The sequence below is a fragment of the Methylorubrum extorquens genome (genome assembly GCF_024169925.1).
GTDB classification, from domain to species: domain Bacteria; phylum Pseudomonadota; class Alphaproteobacteria; order Rhizobiales; family Beijerinckiaceae; genus Methylobacterium; species Methylobacterium extorquens_A.
In genome coordinates this window covers 4,609,557-4,634,482 of the sequence record NZ_JALJXF010000001.1, presented here as the reverse complement: position 1 = coordinate 4,634,482, position 24,926 = coordinate 4,609,557, and the positions used below count along the sequence as shown (strand labels likewise).

Sequence of the window (24,926 nt, the reverse complement as noted above, 5' to 3'; positions counted from 1 at the left end):
GTCGCCGATGGCTCGGCGCAAGCGTTGCGGCCGGCGCGGCAAGTGATAGCGTGCCGGCCGCGGGCGCCCCTGCTTCGGGCGCACCGGTCGGAGGAGACGCGCGCATGTCCCAAGGCAACCGTCTCGGGCACCTCGGAGCAGCCTTCATCGGCGCGATGTGGCTCGGTGTCCCGGCCCTGGCCCAGACGCTGCGCCCGGCCGCCCCCCCAGCCGCACCGCCGAGATCGGCGACCGCCCCTGTTGCGAAAACCTTCGTGCGCGAGGGGCTTGCGAGTGCGGGCGTCCGGCTGGAGACCGCGCTCAAGAGCGAGGCGCCCCCCGGCGCCAAAACGGCGGCACAGTGGCGCCGCGAGGCGGAGACCGCCGCACGGACCGAAGGGGCCGAGCCGGATGCCGAGCTGAACGCCTACGCCGCCGCAGTCGCCGCCGACCCGAACGATGTCCGCAACTGGCTCGACTACGCCAACGCGGCCATTGCCGCCGGCAACGACGAGGAGCGCGCCGACTATTCCGCCCGGTTCAAGCTGAAGGGCCGGGCGAGCGCCGCCGCCTACCAGGGCTATCTCCGCGCAAGGAACCCGGCGGACGAGGCCCGCGCCCTGTCCCGGCTCGGCGAGATCCAGGCGGCCCAGTCCGAGTGGCGGCCCGCGCTGGAAGCCTACCGGGCGAGCCTCGCAATCCGGGACGAGGCGCAGACCCGCGCCGCCTACGAGAAGCTGCGCGCGGATCACGGCTTCCGCATCCTCGACTACAAGGTCGATTCGGATGCCGCCGCACCGCGGGTTTGCTTCACCTTCTCGGAAAGCCTCGTCCCGAAGACCGACTACGCGCCCTACATCGCGGTCTCGGGCGCGACCAACGCCGCCGTCACGGCGGAAGGCTCGCAGGTCTGCGTCGATGGGCTCAAGCATTCCGAGCGCTACGCCTTCGTGGTGCGCCAGGGCCTGCCCTCTTCGGTCGGCGAAAATCTGCTGAAATCGGCCGATTACGAGGTCTACGTTCGCGACCGCTCGCCCCAGGTGCGCTTCACCGGCCGCAACTACGTTCTGCCCCGCACCGGTCAGGCCGGCGTGCCGCTGGTCTCGGTCAACGCGGACAAGCTCGATGTCGAGGTGCTGCGCATCGGCGACCGCGGCCTGTTGCCCGCACTCCGCTCCGAGGACTTCTTGAGCCAACTCAGCGGCTCGACAGCCAAAACCATCGCCGACCAGAAGGGCCAGCGCGTCTGGAAGGGCACGCTCGATACGGCCAAGGCCGAGACCAACCGCGAGGCGGTGACCGCCTTCCCCGTGCTCCAGGCGGTCGGCAAGCTGGAGCCCGGCCTCTACCTGATGCTGGCCAAGCCCACCGGCACCACGGATTCATCCGACGATGAGTATGGCGGCTACGAGACCCAGGCGACGCAGTGGTTCGTCGTCTCCGATCTCGGGCTCACCGCCTTCAAGGGCCGCGACGGCGTGCATGTCTTCGCCCGCTCGCTCGCCAGCGCCAAGACCGTGTCGGGCGCCGAGATCCGGCTCGTCGCCCGCAACAACGACGTGCTCGCGACCGCCAAGACCGACGGCCAGGGCCATGCCGCCTTCCCCGCCGGCCTGGCCCGCGGCGAGGGCGGGCTGGCGCCGGGCCTCGTGGTGGCGCAGGTCGGCGACGATTACGGCTTCCTCGATCTGGCGCTCGGCGCCTTCGATCTCTCCGACCGCGGGGTGAAGGGCCGCCCGGCGCCGGGCGGGGCCGAAGCCTACGTCTTCCCCGAGCGCGGGGTCTACCGCTCCGGCGAGACGGTGCAGCTCACCGCCATCTTGCGCGATCCGCAGGGGGCGGCGGTGGCCGGCCTGCCGCTGACGCTGGTGGTGAAGCGGCCCGACGGCGTCGAGTACCGCCGGGCGGCGGTGGCCGACGAGGGGCTCGGCGGGCGCTCCCTGGCCCTGCCGCTGATGGCCGGCGCCATGCACGGCACGTGGCGGGTCTCCGCCTATACCGATCCGAAGGCGCCGCCCGTCGGCGAGGCGAGCTGGCTCGTCGAGGATTACGTCCCCGAGCGGCTGGAGGTGAGCCTTACCCCGAAGACGCCGAGCCTCACCCGCGGCGAGCCGGCGGTCATCGATGTCGCCGCGCGCTACCTCTACGGCGCGCCGGGCTCGGGGCTCGAGGTCTCGGGCTCGGTCGCGGTGCAGGCCGCCGCCAATCCCGGCATCAAGGGCCTCGACGGCTTCTCCATCGGCCTCGACGACGAGGCGGTGGAGGCGACGACCGCCGAGATCGACGCCAAGGCCACCACCGACGCGCAGGGCAAGACCAGCATCACGGTGCCGGTGCAGGAGGTGGCGGCCCCCCGCGCGCTGGAGGCGAAGATCACCCTCGCCGTCGGCGAGCCGGGCGGCCGGGCGCTGAGCCGCAGCGTCACCCTGCCGATCCTGCCGGGCCAGCCCGTGCTGGCCATTCGGAAAAACTTCGGCGGCGATCTCGCCGAGAACGCGACCGCGACCTTCGACGTCGTCATGGCCGCCCCCGACGGGCGGCGCCTGACGCAGGACGGCGTGACTTGGACGCTCTCGAAGGTCGAGCGGACCTATCAATGGTACCGGGCCGACGGGCGCTGGAGCTTCGAGCCGGTCAAATCCAGCCGTCGCGTCGCCGACGGGCGCGTGGCGATTGCCGCCGACGCACCCGCGCGCATCGCCGTGCCGGTGGGCTTCGGCCAGTACCGTCTGGAAGCGAGCGTTCCCGGCCAGCCGCAGGCAGGGGTCAGCGTCTCCTTCACCGTCGGCTGGGGCGGCTCGGAGACCGCTGACGTGCCCGACCTCCTCGACCTCACCCTCGACAAGCCGGCCTACGCGGCCGGCGAACGGCTGCGCGCCCGGCTCGCGCCGAAATTCGCCGGCACCGCGACGCTCGCTGTCGTCAGCGACCGGGTTCACGAGATCCGCGACGTGACGGTCGCGGAGGGCGGCACCACCGTCGACATCCCGGTCAAGGCGGAATGGGGCGCGGGCGCCTACCTCGTCGCCACCGCCTACCGGCCGCTCGACCAAGCGGCCAAGCGCATGCCGGGCCGGGCGCTCGGGGTGGCATGGTTCTCCGTCGACAAGGAAAAGCGCGGCCTCTCCGTCTCGATCGAGGCGCCGGAGAAGGTGCGCCCCCGCGGCACGCTGACCGTGCCCGTGAAACTCGCCGGCCTCGCTCCCGGCGAGGAGGCGCGGGTGACGCTGGCGGCGGTCGATGTCGGCATCCTCAACCTGACCCGCTACGAGGCGCCGAACCCGTTTGCCTACTTCTTCGGCCAGAAGGCGCTGGGCCCCGAGATCCGCGACCTCTGGGGTTACCTGATCGACGGCATGCAGGGCACGCTCGGCGCGATCCGCTCCGGCGGCGACGGCGGGGCGACCGAACTCGCCGACGCACCGCCGACACAAGCCCCGCTCGCGCTCTATTCCGGCGTCGTCACGGTGGGCGCCGACGGCACGGCCAAGATCCCGCTGGAGTTGCCGGCCTTCAACGGTACCGCTCGGCTGATGGCGACCGCCTGGACCAAGACGAGGGTCGGCCAGGCCCAGGCCGACGTGATCGTCCGCGATCCGGTGGTCCTCACCGGCACCCTGCCGCGCTTCCTCAATGTCGGCGACCGATCGCGCTTCTTCGTCGCCCTCGACAACGTCGAGGGGGCGGCCGGCGACTACACCGTCGACCTCGACCTCACCGGCCCCGTCGTGGTGGCGGGCGAGGCGGTGCGCTCCACCCTGCGCCTGGAGGCCGGCGCCAAGGGGCAACTGGTGATCCCGATCACCGCCGCCGGCCCCGGCACGGCCCGGCTCGACCTGAGCCTCACCGGGCCCGGCATCCAGGGCAGCGCCGGCCAATCCTTCACGCTCGGGATCAATCCCGGCACCGGCGCCCTCGTGCGCCGCAGCGTGCGCCCGCTGGAGCCCGGCGCCGGGCTCGACCTGACACCGGATCTGCTTGCCGACATCCTGCCGGGCACCGGGGCGGTCTCGGTCTCGGCCAACCGCTTGGGGGGCATCGACGTCGCCGCCCTGCTGCAATCGCTCGACCGATACCCCTACGGCTGCTCGGAGCAGATCGTCAGCCGAGCGATGCCGCTGCTCTACGTCAACGCGCTCGCGGCGGGCGAGAAGCTCGGCCTCGACGGGAAACTCGACGAGCGGGTGCGCGGGGCGATCGAGCGGGTGCTGGCGCGCCAGGATTCGAGCGGCGCCTTCGGCGCGTGGTCCACGGAGAATGCCGGCGATACGTGGCTGACCGCCTACGCCACCGACTTCCTCACCCGCGCCCGCGAGCGGGGCTTCGCCGTGCCGCAAACCGCCTTCAACAGCGCGCTCGACCGCCTGCGCAACACGGTGGCCAACACCACCACGATCGAGAACGGCGGCATGGACATCGCCTATGCCGCCTACGTGCTCGCCCGCAACGGCCGCCCGGTGATGGGCGATCTGCGCTACCTCGCCGACACCAAGCTCACCGACTTCGCCACGCCCTTGGGTCGCGGGCAGCTTGCCGCCGCGCTGGCCCTCCTCGGTGATCGCGGCCGGGCGCAAAAGGGCTTCGAGGCGGCGGTGCAGGCCCTCCAGGCCGAGCGCGATCGGGGCACCTACCGCGCCGATTACGGCTCGCGCCTGCGCGACGGCGCCGCCCTGCTGGCGCTCTCCGGCGAGGCCGGGTTCACTCAGGCGACGCTGCAGCCGGTCGCCGCCGTGCTCGGCCAGGAGCGGGCGGACGGCCGCTCCACCAGCACCCAGGAGAACGCATGGATGGTGCTGGCCGCGCAAAGCCTCGCCAAGGATTCCGACAGCCTCGCGCTGACCGTCGACGGCAAGACCGAGACCGGACCGCTCTCGCGGCTCTATCGGGCGCCCGCTCTGGAGGCGCGCCCGGTGCGGATCGTCAATGCCGGCCGCGAGGCGGTGCCGGTCGCGATCGGCGTCCAGGGCAACCCGATCGCCCCGGAGCCGGCGGCCTCCCAGGGCTTCACGGTGGAGCGCAGCGTCTACCGGCTCGACGGCAGCCCGGTGGATCTCGGAAAGCCCCTGCGCCAGAACGACCGCCTCGTCGTGGTGCTGAAGGTGACCGAGGCCAAGGCCAGCGCCGGGCGCCTGCTGCTGGTCGATCGCCTGCCCGCGGGGCTGGAGATCGACAACCCGAAGCTCCTCGATGCCGACGCGCTCTCGGGCCTCAGCTTCGCCAAGTCGGACGTGGCTCCGGTCCACACCGAGTTCCGCGACGACCGCTTCGTGGCCGCCTACGACCGCACCCCGGAGCAATCCGCCTTCTTCTCGGCGGCCTACACCGTGCGCGTGGTCTCGCCCGGCACCTACGTGCATCCGGGCGCGAGCGTCGAGGACATGTACCGCCCCGAACGGTTCGGACGCACCGCGTTCGGATCGGTCGAGGTCACTTCCGCGAAGTAGAGGCATGGCCGCCGACGCAGATCCCCTCTCCCCGCGCGCGGGGAGAGGGCCGAGCCCCCCTCGTCGGGGGCTCGGCAAGGCGGCAGCCGGGGGTGAGGGGGCGGCGCCGCAAGAAGCTCCTCCTGAGGCTCCTCCTCACCGCCGCTCCGGCTCCGCCTCCGCTTCCTGTCTGCACGACAAGGTGCAGACAGGCCTCTCCCCGCGCGCGGGGAGAGGGAGACGGGTCGGCGCTGCTCTCGCTTTCTCCGTTGTCCTCGTCGCTCTGATGACAGGCGCCCTCTGGCGCTACGCCGCCACGCTCCCGCCCCTCGACCTGACCCAGGCGAGCTTGCGCTCCACCGTCATCCTCGACCGGAAGGGCCAGTTGCTGCGCCCCTTCGCCACCGCCGACGGGCGCTGGCGCCTGCCCGTCACCGCGGACGCGATCGATTCGCGGTACCTGGCCATGCTCAAGGCCTACGAGGACCGCCGCTTCGACAGCCATCCCGGCATCGACCCGGCGGCGACGGCTCGCGCTGCGTGGCAATGGCTCGCGCATAGGAAAATCGTGTCGGGCGGCTCGACGCTGTCGATGCAGGTCGCCCGCCTCGTCGAGCCACGCGCGGAGCGCTCGCTGCTGGCCAAGCTCCGGCAGATGGTCCGCGCGGTCGAGCTGGAGCGGACGCTCGGCAAATCCGGCGTGCTCGACCTCTACCTCGCGCTCGCCCCCTATGGCGGCCCGGTCGAGGGGGTGCGGGCGGCAAGCCTTGCCTATTTCGGCCGCGAGCCGGCCCGGCTGTCGTTTGCCGAGAGCGCGCTCCTCGTCGCCCTGCCGCAGGCGCCGGAGGCGCGCCGGCCCGACCGCTTCGCCGCCAACGCCCGGCGCGCCCGCGACCGGGTGCTCGACATCGCCGCCGAGCGCGGCGTGCTGACCGCCGACGAAGCGCAGGCCGCCAAGGCCGAGCCGGTGCCGGCACTCCGCAAACAATTCCCGATGCTCGCGGCCCATGCCGCCGAGCAGGCGCATGCCGCCGACGGGTCAGCGCGGGTGCAGCATCTGACGCTCGACGCGCGCCTTCAGGCGAGCCTCGAGGCACTGGCGACCGAGCGCGCGACTGCCGCCGGCCCGGCGCTCTCCGCCGCGATCCTCGCCCTCGACAACCGCACCGGCGCGGTGCTCGCCCATGTCGGCAGCGCCGGCTACCTCAACGCTGCCCGCGCGGGTGCCGTCGATGCCACGCAGGCAGTGCGCTCGCCGGGCTCGGCCTTGAAGCCGTTCATCTACGCGCTCGCCTTCGAGGACGGGCTCGCCCACCCGGAAACGCTGCTCGACGACCGCCCGGCGCGCTTTGCCGCGAGCTACGCCCCGGAAAACTTCGACATGGGGTATCGCGGCACGGTGACGGCGCGGGTCGCACTCCAGCAATCGCTGAACCTGCCCGCGGTCGAGCTTCTGGAGGCGGTCGGCGCCGCCCGCTTCATCGCGCGGCTGCGGGGCGCCGGCGCGACGATCCTGCTACCGCGCGACACGGCGCCGGGCCTGCCCGTGGCGCTCGGCGGCCTCGGCATCACGCTCACCGACCTCGCCCGGCTCTATGCGGGGCTCGCCCGAGGGGGCAGCGTGCCGGCGCTGGTCCGGCGCCTCGACGGTCCCGCCGCCGCGCCCGAGCCGGAGCGGCGCATCGCCGACCCGGTGGCGGCCTGGTACGTCGCCGACACCCTGCGCGGCGCTCCGCCCCCGGAGAACGCCCTGCCCGGCCGGATCAGCTTCAAGACCGGCACCTCCTACGGCTACCGCGACGCCTGGGCGGTGGGGTTCGATGCCCGCGTGACGATCGCCGTCTGGATCGGCCGCCCGGACGGCGCCTCGGTGCCGGGGCTCGTCGGGCGTGCCCAAGCCGCGCCGATCCTGTTCGATGCCTTCGCCCGGTTCGGCGGCGAGCCGGAGGCCCTCCCCCGGCCCCGCGACGCGCTGGTCGTCGCGACCATGGCCCTGCCCCCGCCCCTGCGCCACATCCGCCGGGATGCCCCAAAAACTTTCGCCGCGACGCTCGGCGTGCCCCTCAAGATCGCCTACCCGCCGGACGGCGCCCGGGTCGATCTTGGTTTGAGTGAGGGCGCGCAGGCCCGCCTCGCCCTCAAAGCCCTGGGCGGCCAGCCGCCGCTGACCTGGATGGTCGATGGCCTGCCGGTCGCGGAGGCGATGCGCCGGCAGTCGGAATGGAGCCCGGAGGGGGCAGGCTTCGCCCGGATTTCGGTGATGGATGCGGCGGGCGCCAGCGACAGCGTGGTGGTACGGCTGGAATAGCGACTGGCGTTTTTTTGGTGCGGCCTCACACGTGACTCTTCCAGCCTCCGCTTTAGGTGAAGCGTCTGCGAGGCAACGTCCTCCCCCATCCAGGGGCCCAAGTCCGGGACGGCCCGGCTCATGCGCCCCATGAGGTTGCCGTGGCCTGGATCGTTCTTGTCGTTGCCGGTTTGCTGGAGGTCGTCTGGGCCTTCTCGATGAAGCAGTCGGAGGGGTTCTCGCGCCTCTGGCCCAGCGTCATCACCCTCGTGACCATGGCCTTGAGCTTCGGTTGCCTCGCCTGGGCGATGCGCAGCCTGCCGCTCGGCACCGCCTACACGATCTGGACAGGCATCGGTGCCGTCGGCGCCTTCATCGTCGGCATCGCCTTTCTCGGCGAGGCGATGAACGCCACCCGCATCGTGGCGGCGCTGCTGATCGTCGGCGGCCTCGTGCTGATGAAGCTATCGAGCACGGCCTGACGCTTCAGGCCGCTCCCTCCCCGCACCCCGGAAACACCGCGAACACATCCTCGCGCACCCGGTCGAGGATGCGCCGGTAGGCCGGCTCGCAGGCCATCCCGGTGGTGATGCGCCCGTACTGCGCACCCTCCGCCAGCGCCCCGCGCTCCGGCACCAGGGCGAGCGGGGCCGCGGCCGGGGTGAGCTGGGTGCCGCGGCCGGAGAACAGGGTCGTCAGGATGCCGAACATCTCGCCCTGGATCGTCGGGCGTCCGAGCACGGCGAGGCGGTACTGCCCCTGGAAGTTGGTGACGAGGTAGATCTGGCCCGATTGGTTCGGCACCGAGACGGTGCCGGATTGCGCGAACGGCGCGTCGAGCCGCTCGGCCTCGCGGAAGACGAGCCGGGCGCTGTCGGCGTCCCAAGCGATCTCGGTGCGGTAGGCGAAGATCGCCCCCGCCTGCCCGAAGGAGGGGCGCAGCGTCAGGTAGCGCCCGGTCAGGAAGGCCACCGCCTCGCGGGTGTAGGAGCCGAACTCCTCCGGCGCGTGGCGCGCCTTCTCCGCAATCGCGAGGGGCAGCACGGTGGTTTGCACCCTTAGGGGAAGGCCCAGCGCCTCCTCCAGGCGCAGCGTGGTCGCCAGGGTGAAGGGCCGGCGGCCCGACAGCGCCTTCTCGAGGGTCGAGATGCTGATGCGGGCCGCGTCCGCGAGCGCCTGCCGGGACATGCGGCGGCGGGCCAGCGCCTCACGCACGGCGTCCGCGATGGCGCGGCTCTGCCCGTCGGGCAGTTCGGTCTCGGGGTGATCGGCCTCGATCAGCGACATGGCGTGCGGTTCCGGACGGATCCGCACAGAACCGCACAGGTGAGGGAGGCGTCAAGGCTCGGTGACCGCATCCGCCTCCACCAGCAAGCGCTCCGGCCCCGGCGTCACCGCGTCGAGCGGCCAGCAGGTGGCGAGCACGAGGCGGCGGCCCGGCGCGGCCGGATCGAGGCCGGATGCGTCCCAGCGCACGACCCGTTTCCCGGTGACGCGGAAGCGGACGCTGACGCGATCGCGGCGCACCACTTCGATGAGATCACCGATGGAGAGCCGTCCGAGACTACGGAACTGGGTGTCGCGGTGGGCGGCATAGACCGCCGTTCCCGGTTCGCCCGCCTCCGGCGTGCTCTCGACATGGCCGGGCCCGAAGGCCAGCGCCTGCCCGCTCGAACCGGCGAGCACCACGTAATGCTCGCCGAGCCGCGGGAAGCCGATGCGGGCGACCGGCACCGTATCGGCCCAGGGCCAGGGAGGGACGGCCACGCCCTCGGCCAGGGTGCGGGCGAAGGCGCGCTCCAGCAGCACCTGCGCCAGGGCGGCCTTGGCCGGAATCCAGGCCGCCTGCGCCAGCAGAACCAAGCCGGCCGCGACGAGCAGGAAGGCCGGAAGGGCGGCGAGGCCCCTCCGGCCCGAGCACCACGGTGCGGCGCCCTGTTGTGCGCACCCGCTCACGCTGCGAGCCGGCGGCGGGAGAGGAGGAGACCGAGCGCCAGCAGCAGCGCCCCGAGCCATGCGCGGATCTCGAAATCCGTGGCGGTCTGCGGCAGCGCCACCGCCTGCGCGGCGGCCATCTGCGTGGCCGAGGCCGCGGCGCGGCGCTGGCGCGGCGGCGGGGGAAGCTGCGGAGCCTCGTCCTGCGTGCCGAACACCGTCTCGAAGTCCCAGCCGGCCGGCAGGTTAAGCGGCAGTTCGGTGCTGGCAAGGCGCATCCCGGCCGGCCGGCGCGGGGTAGCGTCCACCGCCACGAGCGAGGTCAGGCGGGTCGTCAGCCCGTGGTCGAGAGCCAGCCGCAGGATCGCCGCGTCGGCCGCCTCCGGCGAGAGCCCGCCGGTCAGCCGCGCGGTCTCGGCCTCGGCGATCTTCGCACGCGCCCAGAGCTTGCCGATGCCGGTTCCCTCCTGCGCCGCATCGAGGTGCAGAAGCGTCTGCCAGGGTTGGCCGCCGATCCGGCCGGTGAGGGTCAGGGTGCCGCGGGCCTGCCCCATCCGGGCCGAGAGGGTGAGCGGCTCGCCCCGGTACAGGTCGGGCAGGCGGGCCGGCGTCACGTCGATGCCGGGCTCGGAGAAGGTCGCGGTCAGGTCGGTGACGGCGGGACTCTCCAGCTTCACCAACAGGGCGCGCATCCGCTCGGTCACCTGATCGGGCGTGTCGATCTGGGTGAAGCTGCCCTGCCCGAGTTCGGCGGCGTGGCGCATCAGGTAGCCGTTCGGGGCCGAGCCGATGCCGACCATGAACAGCCGCGAGCGCCCGCGCTCCGTCGCGATGGCCGAGAAGATCTGCGCCTCGTTGCCGATGGCGCCGTCGGTGAGGAACACGACCTGGCGCAGGCGCGCCGTCTCCTCCGGCGTCGCGTCCCGCAAGGCGGCCTGGAGCGGCGCCAGCATCTCCGTGCCGCCGCTCGCCTGGAGTCCCGCCACGAAGCTTTTGGCGCGCGCCAGATGGTGCGCGTCGGCGGCCACCAGATCCGGGAACAGCGTGTCGAAGCTGTGATCGAAGCGGATCACGTTGAAGCGGTCATTTGCGCCCAGCCGGTCGAGGCCGATCAGCAGGCCCGCCTTGGCCTGGCGCATCGAGGCGCCGCCCATGGAGCCGGAATTATCGATGACGAACACCACGTCGCGAGGGACGGTTGCGGCCGGGCTCGCGGTCTCCGGCGGGGTCACCACGGCGAGCACCGCCTCAGCCCCCGCGACCCGCTCGCGGAACAGGCCGACCGAGGGCGCCTCGCCGGGGGCGGCGGTCCAGGTCAGCTCGAAATCGCGGTCGGTGGCGGTGGCGCCGTCGGCGAGCGTGATGCGGCGCTCGTTTCCGGACACTTCCTCGACGCGGATTGCGTGGGTCGCGCTGCGCACTTGGCCCAGGGCAAAGCCGGCCTTGAGAGCGATGGTGAGCGTCAGCGGGTTGATCGGCGCGTGGCGGGCCGGGTCGAGCACCGGGGCCGCGATCGTTTCGCGATCCGGAACGGGATCGGCGGCGGGGGCCCGCTCGACGACGGAGGTCACCGCCGGGGGCGCGGGGCTGTAGCGCGGGGCGACGACGGTCGGCAGGCGCAGGGCGTAGGTGCCGGCGGAGGACCGCACCGGCTGCTGGTACTCGATCTGCACCAGCACGGTCTCGCCGGGGCCGATATTGGCGACCGCATTGGTGAATAGGTTGGGACGCTGCTGCTCGGTGAGCGCGGCGGCCTTGCCCTCGGCCTTCGCTGCCTCGTAGACGCGCCGCGCCGCCTCGCGCTCGCGGATGTCGGCGACGATGACCCGGTCGCCGACCACGAGCTTCATCGTATCAACCGCCGCATCCTCCGGCAGCGGGAACAGGTAGGTGCCCTCGACCCATTCAGTGGTCGTGTTGCGGAAGGCCTGGGTGATCGTCGCCCGCGCCGTCGGGCCGCTTACGGTGATCGCGGCATCCGCCTTCAGGCGGGGCGCCTCGACGGGCGCCCCGCCCTCGAAGCGCAGCAACAGCGTGCCGCTGCCGTCCTGTGCCCTCGAATCCTGTGCCCTTGCCGGCGCAATGCCGGCAACGAGCGCGAGCAACAGGGCGATCAGCGGCCCGAGCAGCAGGTTGCGCGTCAGGCCGGGAGCCGGGTGCGCGAGCGGCGAGTGTGGCAGCGGGGAGTGGGGAAGCGAGAGCATGGAAGCCTCCATCGGCGGATGCCGGCGCGGCGGCCGGTTCCTGCCAAGGCTCCTCCAGTGGGTGCCGCGCTGCCACGGGACGCTTCGCCCACCTTCGGCCCCGCTCCGCACCCGGGCGGCGCGCGATGTCCGGAAAGCGGCGCCATTCGCCGCTTACTGTGACGCTTCGTCCGGATCGGTGCGGAAGATCGGGCGCGGCGTCACGGCCGCTTCCCGCGGCGCGGGATCCGCCTACATCGGGGCGATGTCCCGCTCGACCCCGCCCTCCGCCACCCGCATCGTCTGCATCCGCCACGGCGAATCGACCTTCAACGCGCATCACGAGGCGACGGGGCGCGACCCCGGCCACATCGATGCGCGCCTGTCCGAGCGCGGCCACGCGCAGGTTGCCGCGGCCCGGATGGCGCTGCGCGGTATCCCCTTCGAACTCGTCGTCACCTCGCCGCTGACCCGGGCGCTCCAGACCACTGCCGGGATCTTCTCCGATCACCCGGCCGGGCCCGACGTGCTGGTGGAGGTGCTCCACCGCGAATGCCAGGAGAGCAGTTGCGACATCGGCCGGGCGGCCTCGGTGCTGGCGCAGGAATTTCCGGCCTTCCAAGTCGGCCATCTTCCCGAGACGTGGTGGTACGCGGACGGCGAGGCCGGGCCCGAGGGCTGGCACGTCGAGCCGCGGATGCTGTTCGACCAGCGCGTCTCTGGGTTTCGCGACTGGCTGCGGGCGCGGCCGGAGCGGACCATCGCGGTCGTCGGCCACTGCACCTTCTTCTACCACCTGACCGGGCGCTGGCTCGCCAACTGCGAGGCGCTCGACGTCGACCTCACGGCGGAGCCGCGCCCGCGCGCCTACGGCTGAACGCTGGCCCGCGCCGCTTCCAGACGCGCATGCGCGGACATCAGGTCGATTTCCGGCGCCTGCCGGCCGATCCGAAGCGCCGCGTCGAGGAGGCCGAGCGCGGCCCGCCACGTCCCCTCCGCGAAGGGGGCCGCCCCCTCCGCCACCTCGGCGGCGCTGCGCGGGTCGTCGAAGGCGCGCAACGCCGCCGTGGCGGTGCGCGACACGGCGGAGGCGCGCGCACCCACGATCCAGGCGTGGCGGCCGGCGGCGGCGTAAGACAGCGCACCGCCCTGCATCTCGGCGGTGCGGAGCACGACCATGGCCGCCCCCGCATCGGAGGCCGTCTCGCAGCGTGCGGCGAGCGCCGGCAATCCGGCTGCATCAAGGAGCGGCGGCAGGATGCGGCGGGCGCTCTCGAGCGCCAGGAAGGTGGTGCGGGCAGCCTCGACCGCAGGCGCATCCGCCGAGCCGGAGAGCCGCAGCACGAACGCCATCAGCCCCTGCCGCGCGGCCTCCGGCATGGCGTCGTTGAGACCGAGCGCGTAGGCCGCAAGCGGGCGCGAGAAGCACGGCGGACACTGGTCGCTCGCGGTGATCGCCCGGTAGGGCAGCCCCGCCGCGACCATCGCCGCCTCGTTGATGCAGGTGCCCCCGTCCGGTCCGGGGAAGGCGTGCGAGCCCTTCAGGAGCCGCCAGTTGAGGAGGGGCGCGAAGACGTCGAGGGCGTGGTGTTCGCTCAAGCAGGGCTCCTCCCGATCCGGGAGAAGCTTGCACGGCTGCGTGGGCCTTGGCGAGAGGGCTGTCAAAAGCATCGTCTTTTCCCGAAAGCCGGCGGCCACCTTTCGGGACGATGCTTTAGCCACCCAGGCCGGAGGCTACACCCGACAGCATGGCGAGCCCGAGCACCAGCACAAAAGCCCCGGCCAGCAATTCGAGCCCGCCGACCGCCAGCGCGCCAGCCTGCCCACGCCCGCCCGCAAGCCGCAGCGCCAGGGCCTTGGCGAACACCGCAAGGCTTGCGAGCGCTCCGGTGGTGAGCGCGGTGCCGAACGCCATGGCGAAGGTCGCGGCGATGCCGGCGGCGAGCAGGCCTTGCGCAGCGCAGAACACGAGGATCAGCACCGCCCCGGCGCAGGGGCGCGAGCCCGCGGCGAGCACCACGCCGGCCCGTTCGCGCCAGCCGCCGAGCCGGTCGAGGGCGGCGGCATCGGTCAGGTGGGTATGGCCGCAGCCGGGGCCGCACGCCTCGGGCGGCGCATCGGTGGCGAGGCCGGCGAGCCGCCCGGCCTTACGCCACGTCACCGCGGCGCCGAGCGCCGCCACGAGGGCAAAGCTCACGGTCTCGATCAGGGTGCCGGCCCGCGTCATCCCGGCAGCGGTCGTGTTGAGGACGAGGACGCCGACGAGCACGATGGCGATGGCGACACAAGCCTGGAGCAGGGCTGCGGCAGCGCTCAGGGCGAAGCCGCGCCGCAGCGTGCGCTCGCCCGCCACGATGTAGCCGGCGATCACCGCCTTGCCGTGGCCTGGCCCGGCGGCGTGGAACACGCCGTAGGCAAAGCCCATCACGATCAGCGGCATCCAGGGGCCGCCGGCCTTCAGCGCCGTCACGGCCGCGCGAAGGTTGCTGGAGAAATTGGACTGCACCGCGAGCAGCCAGCCGCCGAGCCCGGTCGTCGCGGGCGCGGCTTCGCGGAAGCCGATGCCGAAGGGCGAGCGCGGCGGCGGCGCGGCGACGGGGCCGAGCGCCCAGGCGATACCGGCGAGGAGAGCGCCAGCCGCCACGACCGCCCCGGCAGCGAGTGCCAGCCGCAGCGGCCACCGCCCGCCCGCCAGACCCGCGGGGCGCAGGGCGGCGGTCAGGGACATGCGACGATGGCCCGGTTGGCGAACTGCTCGCCGTAATTCGAGGCGGCGGTCAGTGCCTCGAACATCGCCTCGGTCATCGACTGGCCGGCGGAGGCCACCGTCGGTTCGGTGTTCTTCGCCCGCGTCACGGTCATGCTGCAGCCGGGGGCGGCACCGGCGAGGCGCATCGCGTCGGCCCCGTCGGCGAGGCTGAAGGCGATGAAGTAGGTCGGATCGTAGACCTCGACCGCCGCGACGCCCTTGCCCTGCACGGCGGGAGTCTTCAGCGGCAGCAGGAAGCTCAGGGTGAGCCGGCCGCCCTCCATCGCCATGCGCGCCTCCTGCGGCTCGGCGAAGCCTTGCTCCTTGCCGGCCACCTTGAGCTTCGTGAAGTAGGCGAACTCGGCGAGGTTGCCTGCATGCTCCGTGGCCGAGCCCTGAAGCTCCTCGGGCGAGACCTTGCCATCGCCGTTGGCGTCCAGCCCCTGCGTCAGGAAGGCGGTGTATTCGGGATCGAAGGTCCAGGCATGACGGATGCCGGTGACGCGGCCCGCCTCGTAGGAGAGTTCGGCCTTGGCCGTGATCCAGACATGGGGGTGGGCCCAGGCCGAGCTCACGGTCGCGAGGCTGGCGACGAGGCCGAGCGCGGCGGCGAGGGCGCGATATCGGAGAGAGGCGGCGATCGGCATGGCGCTCGGGGGAGGCTCGCGGCAGGTCGGCGGTGACGACGATGGGCCGGATCCTGCCCGCCCGATCGGGCGAAAGCAGGGCGCCGGGGCGCCTCTGCCGACCCCCTTGCGCTTACGGCCGCTTGAGCAGCGCCTCGACCTCGGCTTCCTCCGCCTTGGACAGACCCGCTACCCGTGTCGGCGGGCGGCGGCGCGACAGACGCCAGATACCGAAGGCGCCGAGACCCACCGCGAGCAGCGGGCTCAGCCACAGCAGCAGCGTATGCCAACCGAAGACGGGGCGCAGCAGCACGAACTCGCCGTAGCGGGCCACGACGTAATCGATGACCTGACCGTTGCTGTCGCCCTCCTTGAGCCGCTCGCGCACCAGCACGCGCAGATCCTTGGCGAGCGGCGCGTCGGAATCGTCGATCGACTGGTTCTGGCAGACGAGGCAGCGCAGGCCCTCCGAGATGTGCCGCGCCCGCGCCTCCATGGCGGGATCCTTCAGCACCTCGTTCGGCTGCACCGCGAGGGCAGGGAGCGCGGCGAGGCTCAAGCCGAGCGCGGCGATCGTGGAGCGGAGGTGGGTCATTCGGCGGGCACCGCGGCGGGCGGCAGCTTGGCGCGCGCCTTGACGGGGGCGCCGACGCGCATGCGCCGGTCGGTGAGCGAGAGGCCGCCGCCGGCCGCCATGATGAGCGAACCGATCCAGATCAGCAGCACCAGCGGCTTGTAGTAGAGACGCATGCCGATCGAGCCGTCGGGCATCACCTCGCCGAGGCTGGCGTAGATCTGGCTGACGCCGACCGTCTTCAGGCCGGATTCGGTCACCGTCATCCGGCGGGACGGGTAGAAGCGCTTTCCGGTCTCGGTCGTGCCCACGTAGTCGCCCGCGCGGTTGCGCAGCGTCAGGAAGGCGGTGGTCTCCTCGTAGTTCTCGCCCTTGGTCGGGCCGACACGGTCGAGGGTGGCGACGTAGGGGCCGGAGGCGACCTGGCCGCCCGGCCGGATCGTGGCCAGCCCCTCCGTCGCCCAACCCTGCCCGGCGATGCCGAGCACGACGACGCCGACGCCGGCATGGGCCAGAGCCGTGCCCCAGGCCGAGCGCGGCAGGCCGATCGCCCGGCGCCAAGTGGTGCCAAGATCGCGCGTCCGGTTGTGGCCATAGCCGCGAGCGCGCGCCCAGATCTCAAGGACCGACCCGATGATGAGGTAGGCGCCGAAGCCCAGGCCGACCGGTGCCATGACCGGGCCGCCCCAGGCCAGAGCCGCCGCGCCGAGCGCGACGACGAGGGCCACCGCGAAGGCGGCGAGCAGGCGCTGCGCGGCGGCGGCGGCATCCCCCCGCTTCCATGCCAGCGCCTGCCCGAACGGCACGATCACGAGGAGCGGCAGCGCTAGCGGGATGAAGGTCCAGTTGAAGAAGGGCGGGCCGACCGAGATCTTCTCGCCCGTCAGCATCTCCAGCAGCAGCGGGTAGAGCGTGCCGACGAACACCGTGGCGCAGGCGGCGACGAGGAACAGGTTGTTCATCACCAGAGCGCCCTCGCGGGAGATCGGCGCGAACAGGCCGCCCTGGCGCAAGCTCGGCGCCCGCCACGCGAACAGGGTCAGCGCGCCGCCGATGAACAGCGCGAGGATCGCGAGGATGAACACGCCGCGGCTCGGATCGGAAGCGAAGCTGTGCACCGAGGTGAGCAGCCCCGAGCGGACGATGAAGGTGCCGACCAGCGAGAGCGAGAAGGTGAGGATGGCGAGCAGGACCGTCCAGACCTTGAGCGCGTCGCGCTTTTCCATGACGACGATGGAGTGCAACAGCGCCGTGCCGGCGATCCAGGGCATCAGCGAGGCGTTCTCGACCGGATCCCAGAACCACCAGCCGCCCCAGCCGAGTTCGTAATAGGCCCAGTACGAGCCCATGGCGATGCCAAGCGTCAGGAAGCTCCAGGCGATCAGGGCCCAGGGCCGCACCGCCCGCGCCCAGACGGCATCGATGCGCCCCTCGATCAAGGCGGCGACGGCGAAGGCGAAGGTCACCGAGAAGCCGACATAGCCGAGATAGAGCAGCGGCGGATGGATCGCGAGGCCGAAATCCTGCAGCAGCGGGTTGAGGTCGTTGCCCTCCAGCGGCGCCGGCGCGACGCGGGCGAAGGGATTCGAGGTCGTGATGATGAACAGCACGAACACGAAGGTAATGCTCGCCTGAACCATCAGCGCGTTGGTGCGCAGCACCGGTGGCACGGAGGTCTTGGCGGTGGCGACCCAGGCGCCGAACAAAGCGAGGATCAGCACCCAGAGGAGCATCGAGCCCTCGTGGTTCCCCCAGACGCCGGAGATCTTGTAGATCAAGGGCTTGGCGGTGTGCGAGTTCTCGACGACGTTCTGGACCGAGAAGTCCGACGTCACGTGCGCGTAGGTCAGCGCGCAGAAGGCGAACAGGATGCAGGCGAAGGTGCCGAGCGCGGCGGGCCCCGCCACCTCGCGCAACGCCCCGTCGCCCGAGCGGGCGGCCCAAGCGGGCATCACCGCCTGCACCAGGGAGAGCGCCAGCGCGAGCGCCAGCGCGTAATGGCCGATTTCGACGATCACCGGCAGTTCCCTCGCGCGGTTTCGGTCCGGACGGTCATGGAATCTTTCACCGCTCGCTGCGCTGGCCCAGGGTGGCGTCGGCCGTCTCGGGCTTCGCCGCGTCCTTGGGGGCTTCCTTGCCCCCGCCTTCCTGCCAGCGTCCCTGCGCCTTCAGGGCGTCGGCGACCTCGCGGGGCATGTAATTCTCGTCGTGCTTGGCCAGCACCGTGTCGGCCCGGAACACGCCGCCGACATCGAGCGTGCCCTCGGCGACGATGCCCTGGCCCTCGCGGAACAGGTCCGGCAGCAGGCCGCGATACTGTACGGGAACCGTGGCGTTGGTGTCCGTCACCGCGAATTCGACGTTCTGATCGGGCCCGCGCTTCACCGAGCCGTCCTTGACGAGGCCGCCGAGGCGGAAGCGGGTGCCCGGCGCCACACCCTGCGCCGCCACATCGGCGGGGGAGCGGAAGAACACGATCGAGCCGCTCATCGCCGACAGGATCAGCCCGAGCGCCAGGGCCAGCACGGCGCCGCAGGCGGCGATGAGGATCAGGCGGCGGCTCTTGCGGGTCACGACGGTTCCGTCCCGGTTCGTCGGCTTCTTCTCGTTCCTTCAGGCTTGAAGGCCTGATGGTGGTCCGACGTCTGCTGAGGATCAAGAGACCGGTTTCGGCCCGCCCGCCCGCGGGGTCAAGGTTGAACGGGCGGGACCGATTGTCAGGGGCGGCCTTCCGCTACGGTTGAGCCGGTGTCAGACCGAGTTCCTTGCCGAGCGCATCGAGGCGTTCCACGGCGTTCGGGTTGGCGGCGAGCGCCATCCTGGCCCGGTCGAGGGCCCGGGCTGCGGCGGCCCGATCGCCGATCACGCCGTAGGAGCGCACGAGCCGCATCCACTCGTCGGCGCTGCCGCCCTTGGCGGCGAGCCGCCGGTCGAGGCTCGCGACCATACCGCGGATCGCCGCCTCGCGCTCGGCCGGCGGCATCGCTCGGATCGCGGTGGCGGCGTCGGGCTCCGCCGCATTCTTCTCGCCGGACTTTTCGCCGTTCTCTGCCTTCGGCGGGGGTGCCCCGGCCCCGGCGAGGCCGAGTTCGTGGGCCTGCGCATCGAAACGCGCCTGCGCCTCCTTATCGTCGGGAAACGCCTTGCGCCCGCGCTCCAGCGCATCGAGCGCCTTGTCGCGCTCGCCGAGCACCGCGTGGGAGCGCACGAGGCGCAGCCACTCGTCGGCGCTGCCGCCCTGCTTGGCCAAGCGCCGCTCCAGCCCCTCGACCATGCCGCGAATCGCGTCGATCCGCTCCGAGGGGGGCAGAGCCTGGATGTTGCCGCCCGGCCCGGCCACCGGCGCCTCGGACATCGCGCCTTCCTTGGCGGCGTCCTTGACGCCCTCCCCGGCTTCTCCTCCGGCCTTCGGCGCGGCCATGGTCTCACCCTTCAGCCGGGCGAGGTTCTCGCGCACCGTCGGCAGCCAGGGTGCGTCCGCGGGGGCGGAGGCCGCCATCGCTTCCAGCCGCCGCACGGCGCCGGCTACGTCGCCGGACTGCTCGTCGCCGCGGGCGAGATAGAACTGGGGCTTGGCCGCCTTCGGGTCGGCGGCGAGCGCCCGGCCCAGCACCTTGCGCGCCTCCGGCGAGACCGTGCCGTCGGCGGCCGCGACCAGGGCCTCGCCCCAATCGGACAGAGCCTGGGCGTCCTCGCCCTTGAGGCGGACCAGCGCCGCGTAGGCGCGGGCCGCGTCGTCGAACCGACCCAGCCGCATGTAGACGGGGCCGAGCACGCTCCAGCCGCGGACGTCGTCCGGGTGGTTGGCGAGCCGTGCCTCGATCTGGCCGATGGCGGTCATCAGATCCTGCGCGCCGGCCCGCGTCGCCTTGCGGTCGGCGTCGGTCTGCGAGGGGAGGTTCGGCGAGCCGTAGAGGCCGTAGACGACGAGCGCGACGAGGGGGATCGTCGAGAGCGCGAAGGCGGAGGCCGCCCGGCGCTGGCGCAGATGCGGCTCGGCGATCGGCGCAGGCCCCGACCCGTCCGCCTGCTCCTCGCGGCTCGCTCGCAGCAACCGGCGTGCGGCCTCGGCGCGCGCTGCCTCGGCCTCCGCCGGGGCGATGAGGCCGCGGCCGAGATCGCGCTCGATCTCGGCGAGTTGATCCTCGTAGAAGCCGGTCTCGGTGGCGAGCCCGTTGCCGCCCTCCGCCTCCGGCCCGACCCCGTGCCGGCGGCGGCGCGACATCGGCCAAAGCAGCGCGAACACGGCTGCGCCGGTCATGGCCGCCAGGATGAACCAGATCGCCGTCATCAGACCCAAAGTTTTTAAGCTCGGCCCCGTGTAGAGCCCGAGCGGGGCCCGCACGACATCGCCCCGAAGTGACACGTCGTCACGCGCGAGCGAAGCAGGGCCATAGCACAGACGTGCCGATGCGTAACCTTCGCGAAGGCCGCCACCACTCAGCGTTGTCCGCCCCCCGCGGGGGCGTCGCCCGGCACCTCGATCACCGCGCGCAGGCCGCCGAGGGAAGCCGCCTCGAGGCGAAAGCGGCCGCGGTAGAGCGTGGCGAGATCCGCCACGATCGACAGGCCGAGGCCGGAGCCCGGCTTGGTCTCGTCGAGGCGGCGGCCGCGCTTGAGCACCGCCGCGCGATCCTCCTCCGGCAAGCCCGGCCCGTCATCCTCCACCGCCACGAGGAGGTGGGGATAGTCGTGCTCGGCCGTCGGCGCGGCGGAGATCGAGACCCGGCCCGTGGCCCATTTCGAGGCGTTGTCGACGAGGTTGCCGATCATCTCCTCGAAATCCTGCTTCTCGCCGCGGAAGCGCAGGCCCGGCGGGACGTGGACCTCGTAGGCGATGTCCTTGTCGCGGTAGATCTTGCCGAAGGTGCGGACCAAGCCGGCCAGCGCCGGCTCGACCTCCGTCGAGGTGCCGAGGGTGCCGGCGAGCGCGGCGGCCCGCGCCCGGTCGAGGTGGTAGTTCACCTGATCGCGCATCACCGCCGCCTGCTCGCGGATCTTTTCCGACAGCTCCGGCGGGGCCTCGCTGCCGCCGGCCTCGTTGACGATGATCGAGAGCGGGGTCTTCAGCGCGTGGGCGAGGTTGCCGACCTGAGTGCGGGCGCGCTCCAGGATCTCGCGGTTGGTCTCGATGAGCAGGTTGATCTCACCCGCCAGCGGGGCGATGTCGCGCGGATACTCGCCGTCGATCCGGTCGGCCTCGCCCCGGCGGATCGAGCCGAGCGCCGTGCGCAGCTTGCGCAACGGCGCGAGGCCGAAGCGGATCTGCAGCAGCGCGGTGGCCGCAAGCGAGAAGCCGAGCAGGCCGAAGGTCATGAACAGCGAGAAGCGGAAGCGCTCGACGTCGTTGACGATCTCATCCGCCGGCCCGGCCACCCGCACGGTGTAGCGCCCGTCGGCGCCGACATCGACGTCGCGCTCGACGATGCGCAGGCTGCGGTCGTCCTGGCCCCGGCCGTAGCCCTGGCGGATCTGCCCGATGGTCGCGGTGCCGGCCTGATCGGGCCCTTTCAGCGGCACGCCGACGAGCGAGCGCGAGGTGCGCAGATCCCGCGGCTTCGCGTCGGGCCGCCCGACCTGCCAGTACCAGCCGGACAGCGGCAGGTCGAAGCGCGGATCGCCGAGCGAGAAGGAGCGTGTCTCGGGGTCACTCGGCGAGACGAGATCGGTGGCGAGGTTGTTGGCGAAGACGAGCAGGCGGCTGTCGAAGGCGCGCTCGGTGTTCTCGCGGTAGAGCGTGGTGAGGATGAAGGCCGCGATGACGAGGATCGCGGTGCTCGACAGGAACGAGGAGACCGCGAGCCGCACCGCAATGGAGCGGCGGCGCAAGGGGAGCCAAGCGAGGCGATCGGTCATGAGTGCTGGCTCGAAGCGCGTCTCGCATGCTGGGACGCGGGCATGGACATCATGCGCGTCGGCTTTCTACACAGAGATGAAGCGAGTTGCCCATGGCCCTGCATATCCGCGACGCGGAGACGGACCGCCTCGTCCGCCTTCTGGCCGAGCGGAAGGGCGTTCCGCTCACCGAGGCCATCAAGGTCGCCGTGCGTAACGAGTTGGAGCGGGACGAGGCCCGGCCTGGCCTATGGGAACGGTTGAGGCCTCTGCACGAACGGGTGACCGCGCGGCCGTCCACGGGCCTTGATGCCGACAAGGCTTTTTCCGACGGATTGAACGACGAATGATGTTCGTCGACGCCTCCGCTCTCATCGCCATCATCACGGAGGAGCCGGAGGGACGCGCCCTCGCCGCTCGCCTCGAAAGGGCGGGACCCACCATCACCTCGCCGATTGCCGTCTACGAGGCAGTCCTCGGCATCGCCCGCAAGAAGCAGGGCGGGCTCAAGGCGGCCCGAGCCGATATCGAGATGCTGCTCGACCTCGCCCGGATCGGTCTTGTCCCGATCACGGCAGAGGATGCGGACCGGGCCCTCGATGCCTTCGAGCGGTACGGCAAGGGAACGGGACATCCGGCCCACGTCAACATGGGCGACTGCTTCGCCTACGCGGTGGCCCGGAGTCACAGAGTGCCTCTCCTCTACAAAGGCGAGGATTTCGCGCTCACCGATCTTGGCAGCCAATGAGGCCTCACCCCCGCGCGGGCGGCTGGTTCGGATCGATCAGGTAGCCCAACCCCCGCACCGTCTGGATCAGGTCCACGGCGAGCTTCTTGCGCAGGCGCCCGACGAACACTTCGATGGTGTTGGAATCGCGGTCGAAATCCTGATCGTAGAGGTGCTCGGTCAGCTCGGCGCGGGAGACGACACGGCCGGTGTGATGCATCAGGTAGGAGAGCAACCGGTACTCGTGGCTCGTCAGCTTGATCGGGGCGCCGTCCACGAAGACGCGGCCCGAGCGGGTGTCGAGGGTGACGGGGCCGCACGCGATCTGGCTGCTGGCGTGACCCGCCGCGCGTCGAAGGATCGCGCGCACCCGGGCCATCAGCTCCTCCATGTGGAAGGGCTTGGTGACGTAGTCGTCGGCACCCGCGTCGAAGCCGTCCACCTTGTCGGACCAGCGGTCGCGGGCGGTGAGGATGATGACGGGGGTCTTCACCCCGGCCCGGCGCCAGTTCTGGAGCACGGTGACGCCATCGGCCTTGGGCAGGCCCATGTCGAGAATGATGGCGTCGTAGGGCTCGTTCTCGCCGAGATAGCCGCCCTCCTCGCCATCGAAAGCCTTGTCGGCGACGTAGCCGGCCTCTTCCAACGCGGCGACGACCTGCCGGTTGATGTCACGGTCATCCTCGACCACGAGCAGACGCACGGTCGGTCACTCCTCATCCCGGCGGCGCACCGCCACGCTTACCACTGCCCGCTCACCTGTCCCGATTGGGCATCGACCATGACGTGCATGAAATGCCCGTCGCGACGCAAGGCCGTCAGCAGATAGACGAGACCCGCTTCGTGCCGGCACAGGCTGGCGCGCTGGATTTCGGCCCGTGGAACGATCTGGCGCGCCGCGCGGATCGCGGCGATGGGCGGCACGACGCGCTTCTCGGCCACCGCCTCCCGCAGGTCCGCGGGCGACAGGCAATCGTCGCCGCGGTTCAGCGGCTCCCTCTGCGCCGGAACGGGCGCGAGGGCCCCGGTCTCCTCGGCGAGAGGGCCGACCGCCCCCGCCGCGAGGACCGCGGCGGTCGAGACGACGATCAACAGGGCGAAAGCTTGGCGCATCGAGAATGACTGTCGCGCCAGCGCACTGAATGCGCCCTGAATGTTTGCGAGCGCAGGCGCACCCGAGGGGGATGCTGCCGTCGTAGATGTCTTGCGGTCGAGGGCCATGTCCGGGTCGGCGATGTTGCCGGGGACAAGGCGGAATCGCCGACGCGGTTCCCTGGGCAGGACTGCGCAGGGCCGGCCGCCTTCACGCCGTCCCCTCCCTACTGGCGTGAAGGCGACGCTCACCACACACGCGCATGGCCAGGCTTGCCAGATCACCGCTGTCGACCGCGTCGAGGGCGGCCCGGCGCAGCGTGATCAGTGATCGCTCGAAACCGTGGCGCGCCGCCTCCAGGCGGCCGGCGGCGGCACGGGACCGGCTTCGGCGGGAGGCCCGCGACTTGGCTCCCTCCGAGCCGGCGGCGCAAGCATGAGCGGAGGAGCGACGGCCGAGCATGGAAGACTCCGTATCGCGTGTCAGAGATTCGGCCGGTGCTGCAACTCGCCGATGCGCCGCAGGAGGTCCTCGAACCGTTCCCGGGCGCGCTCGTCGCTACGCGCGACCGCCCGAGCGGTCTCGCCCGTGAGCCGGACCAGATCCTCCAGCACGCGGGTGCGGCTCTCCAGGGCGGCGGCCACCGCCGCGTTGGTCTGCGAAGCGCGCTCCAGTGCCGCGGCGGTGGCGCCCGTCTCGGCGATGCGCGCTTCCAGCACGCGCAGGCCGTCCCGGTAGAGGTGGAGGCAGGCCAGCCCCAGCAGCACAGCGACGATCCAGCCCGTGCCCCCATCGGCGAAGAGGAGACGCGCGGCTTCGGCTGCGATCTTGTCCATTGCACCGCCTCCCGGATCATCGGCTCCGGTCTTGCGCGATACCGGACGATCAGACGGCCTTGCGGCTCCCCCGCGCGGTCCCTTGCCCCAGGGCGCGTTCCAGAGCGGGTTCGAGGGTGTTGCCGGCGGTCGCCGCCGCCTCCAGGGGCAGGGACCGGAACACCTTCTCCGCGACGCCCTCGCCGCCGCCCGCCGCCCGGATCAGCCAGGCCGGCGCCTGATCGAGCGCCCGCTGCACGGCCCGCGCGATCACCGCCGAGCCGACGGAGACGGTCAGCCTGCGCCCGCGGACGGCGCCGGCCACGGCGTTCAGGGCGTAGTCGGTGGCGTTGCGCACGAGGCGCTCGACCAGCGCGTCGGTGACGAGGAGCCGCAAGGGACCGCCGAAGCGCGCGAGCACCGCCGCGAGCCCGGCGACGAGCATCGGCGTCAGCAGCGCGGACAATCCCTGGACGAGCGCCACGACGGCGTCGCCCCAGGGCAAGACCAGCGTTGCCGCGTCGATGACGGGGAGCGGGGTCGCGTGCGCGGGCGCGCAGCAACAGCCGAGCAGGAGGAGCGGCGGCAGGACGGGTCTGACGAGGAAAACCCGTGCCATTGTTCGGGCAAAGCTTCGAACGAGGACCTTGTTGGATGTCACCTTGGTCGGCGTCATGGGAACGATCCTTTCGGGGCGAAA

General features: G+C 72.0%; 21 protein-coding genes. 6 read left to right on the top strand and 15 right to left on the bottom strand.

The features are described 5' to 3' along the window. Positions 1-104 precede the first annotated feature (104 nt). From J2W78_RS21640 to sugE, 3 genes are all read left to right on the top strand, one after another. On the top strand, positions 105-5,423 hold the full coding sequence (locus J2W78_RS21640) for an alpha-2-macroglobulin family protein (RefSeq protein ID WP_253373649.1): 5,319 nt from the start codon (positions 105-107) through the stop codon (positions 5,421-5,423). Between the two features lie 265 nt (positions 5,424-5,688). Next, positions 5,689-7,710, top strand: coding sequence for a penicillin-binding protein 1C (gene pbpC, locus J2W78_RS21635; protein ID WP_253373648.1), 2,022 nt, complete (start codon positions 5,689-5,691; stop codon positions 7,708-7,710). Positions 7,711-7,850: 140 nt separating this feature from the next. After that, complete coding sequence (gene sugE, locus J2W78_RS21630; RefSeq protein WP_253373647.1) at positions 7,851-8,171, top strand: quaternary ammonium compound efflux SMR transporter SugE; 321 nt, start codon at positions 7,851-7,853, stop codon at positions 8,169-8,171. A gap of 4 nt (positions 8,172-8,175) precedes the next feature. Here the strand turns inward: sugE and J2W78_RS21625 are convergent, their stop codons facing one another. The 3 genes from J2W78_RS21625 to J2W78_RS21615 are packed head-to-tail and all read right to left on the bottom strand — an operon-like array spanning position 8,176 to position 11,828. Next, the gene (locus J2W78_RS21625; protein ID WP_253373646.1) at positions 8,176-8,976 is read right to left on the bottom strand and encodes a helix-turn-helix domain-containing protein; all 801 of its coding nucleotides are present in this window, start codon (positions 8,974-8,976) and stop codon (positions 8,176-8,178) included. Positions 8,977-9,027: 51 nt separating this feature from the next. Continuing rightward, entirely contained in the window at positions 9,028-9,645 is a 618-nt protein-coding gene (locus J2W78_RS21620; protein WP_253373645.1) for a class GN sortase, read from the bottom strand. Then, the gene (locus J2W78_RS21615) at positions 9,642-11,828 is read right to left on the bottom strand and encodes a marine proteobacterial sortase target protein (RefSeq protein WP_253373644.1); all 2,187 of its coding nucleotides are present in this window, start codon (positions 11,826-11,828) and stop codon (positions 9,642-9,644) included. The genes J2W78_RS21620 and J2W78_RS21615 overlap by 4 nt, the downstream gene beginning before the upstream one ends. Positions 11,829-12,072: 244 nt before the next feature. Here J2W78_RS21615 and J2W78_RS21610 point away from each other — a divergent pair, with 244 nt between their 5' ends. Continuing rightward, a complete protein-coding gene (locus tag J2W78_RS21610) occupies positions 12,073-12,684 on the top strand; it encodes a histidine phosphatase family protein (RefSeq protein ID WP_253374115.1) in 612 nt (203 codons plus the stop codon). On the opposite strand, the gene J2W78_RS21605 is transcribed toward J2W78_RS21610, so the two are convergent. The 8 genes from J2W78_RS21605 to J2W78_RS21570 form a co-directional block, all read right to left on the bottom strand. Beyond that, a complete protein-coding gene (locus tag J2W78_RS21605; protein ID WP_253373643.1) occupies positions 12,675-13,406 on the bottom strand; it encodes a hypothetical protein in 732 nt (243 codons plus the stop codon). The genes J2W78_RS21610 and J2W78_RS21605 overlap by 10 nt on opposite strands. Before the next feature lie 115 nt (positions 13,407-13,521). Beyond that, the gene (locus J2W78_RS21600) at positions 13,522-14,535 is read right to left on the bottom strand and encodes a nickel/cobalt transporter (RefSeq protein WP_253373642.1); all 1,014 of its coding nucleotides are present in this window, start codon (positions 14,533-14,535) and stop codon (positions 13,522-13,524) included. Next, positions 14,526-15,203, bottom strand: a complete 678-nt coding sequence (locus J2W78_RS21595; protein WP_253373641.1) for a DUF1007 family protein — start codon at positions 15,201-15,203, stop codon at positions 14,526-14,528. The genes J2W78_RS21600 and J2W78_RS21595 overlap by 10 nt, the downstream gene beginning before the upstream one ends. Before the next feature lie 112 nt (positions 15,204-15,315). Further along, positions 15,316-15,777, bottom strand: a complete 462-nt coding sequence (locus J2W78_RS21590; RefSeq protein ID WP_253373640.1) for a cytochrome c-type biogenesis protein — start codon at positions 15,775-15,777, stop codon at positions 15,316-15,318. After that, a complete protein-coding gene (locus tag J2W78_RS21585) occupies positions 15,774-17,774 on the bottom strand; it encodes a heme lyase CcmF/NrfE family subunit (protein ID WP_253373639.1) in 2,001 nt (666 codons plus the stop codon). Before J2W78_RS21585 ends, J2W78_RS21590 begins: the two co-directional genes overlap by 4 nt. A gap of 46 nt (positions 17,775-17,820) precedes the next feature. Further along, positions 17,821-18,330, bottom strand: coding sequence for a cytochrome c maturation protein CcmE (gene ccmE / locus J2W78_RS21580; protein WP_253373638.1), 510 nt, complete (start codon positions 18,328-18,330; stop codon positions 17,821-17,823). 160 nt (positions 18,331-18,490) lie between these two features. After that, positions 18,491-20,047 (bottom strand): c-type cytochrome biogenesis protein CcmI, encoded by a 1,557-nt coding sequence (gene ccmI / locus J2W78_RS21575; RefSeq protein WP_253374114.1) that lies wholly within the window; start codon positions 20,045-20,047, stop codon positions 18,491-18,493. Between the two features lie 149 nt (positions 20,048-20,196). Beyond that, positions 20,197-21,612, bottom strand: a complete 1,416-nt coding sequence (locus J2W78_RS21570; RefSeq protein ID WP_253373637.1) for an ATP-binding protein — start codon at positions 21,610-21,612, stop codon at positions 20,197-20,199. A gap of 92 nt (positions 21,613-21,704) precedes the next feature. Here J2W78_RS21570 and J2W78_RS21565 point away from each other — a divergent pair, with 92 nt between their 5' ends. Next, complete coding sequence (locus J2W78_RS21565; RefSeq protein WP_253373636.1) at positions 21,705-21,941, top strand: type II toxin-antitoxin system VapB family antitoxin; 237 nt, start codon at positions 21,705-21,707, stop codon at positions 21,939-21,941. Next, positions 21,941-22,339, top strand: a complete 399-nt coding sequence (locus J2W78_RS21560) for a type II toxin-antitoxin system VapC family toxin (RefSeq protein ID WP_253374113.1) — start codon at positions 21,941-21,943, stop codon at positions 22,337-22,339. Before J2W78_RS21565 ends, J2W78_RS21560 begins: the two co-directional genes overlap by 1 nt. A gap of 4 nt (positions 22,340-22,343) precedes the next feature. On the opposite strand, the gene J2W78_RS21555 is transcribed toward J2W78_RS21560, so the two are convergent. The 4 genes from J2W78_RS21555 to J2W78_RS21540 all read right to left on the bottom strand — a co-directional run bounded on the left by J2W78_RS21555 (position 22,344) and on the right by J2W78_RS21540 (position 24,902). Next, complete coding sequence (locus tag J2W78_RS21555; RefSeq protein WP_253373635.1) at positions 22,344-23,021, bottom strand: response regulator transcription factor; 678 nt, start codon at positions 23,019-23,021, stop codon at positions 22,344-22,346. A 38-nt stretch (positions 23,022-23,059) separates the two neighbouring features. Further along, positions 23,060-23,431, bottom strand: coding sequence for a PepSY domain-containing protein (locus J2W78_RS21550; protein ID WP_253373634.1), 372 nt, complete (start codon positions 23,429-23,431; stop codon positions 23,060-23,062). A 462-nt stretch (positions 23,432-23,893) separates the two neighbouring features. Further along, a complete protein-coding gene (locus tag J2W78_RS21545) occupies positions 23,894-24,247 on the bottom strand; it encodes a hypothetical protein (RefSeq protein WP_253373633.1) in 354 nt (117 codons plus the stop codon). A gap of 49 nt (positions 24,248-24,296) precedes the next feature. After that, positions 24,297-24,902 (bottom strand): hypothetical protein, encoded by a 606-nt coding sequence (locus J2W78_RS21540; RefSeq protein WP_253373632.1) that lies wholly within the window; start codon positions 24,900-24,902, stop codon positions 24,297-24,299. Positions 24,903-24,926: the final 24 nt, after the last annotated feature.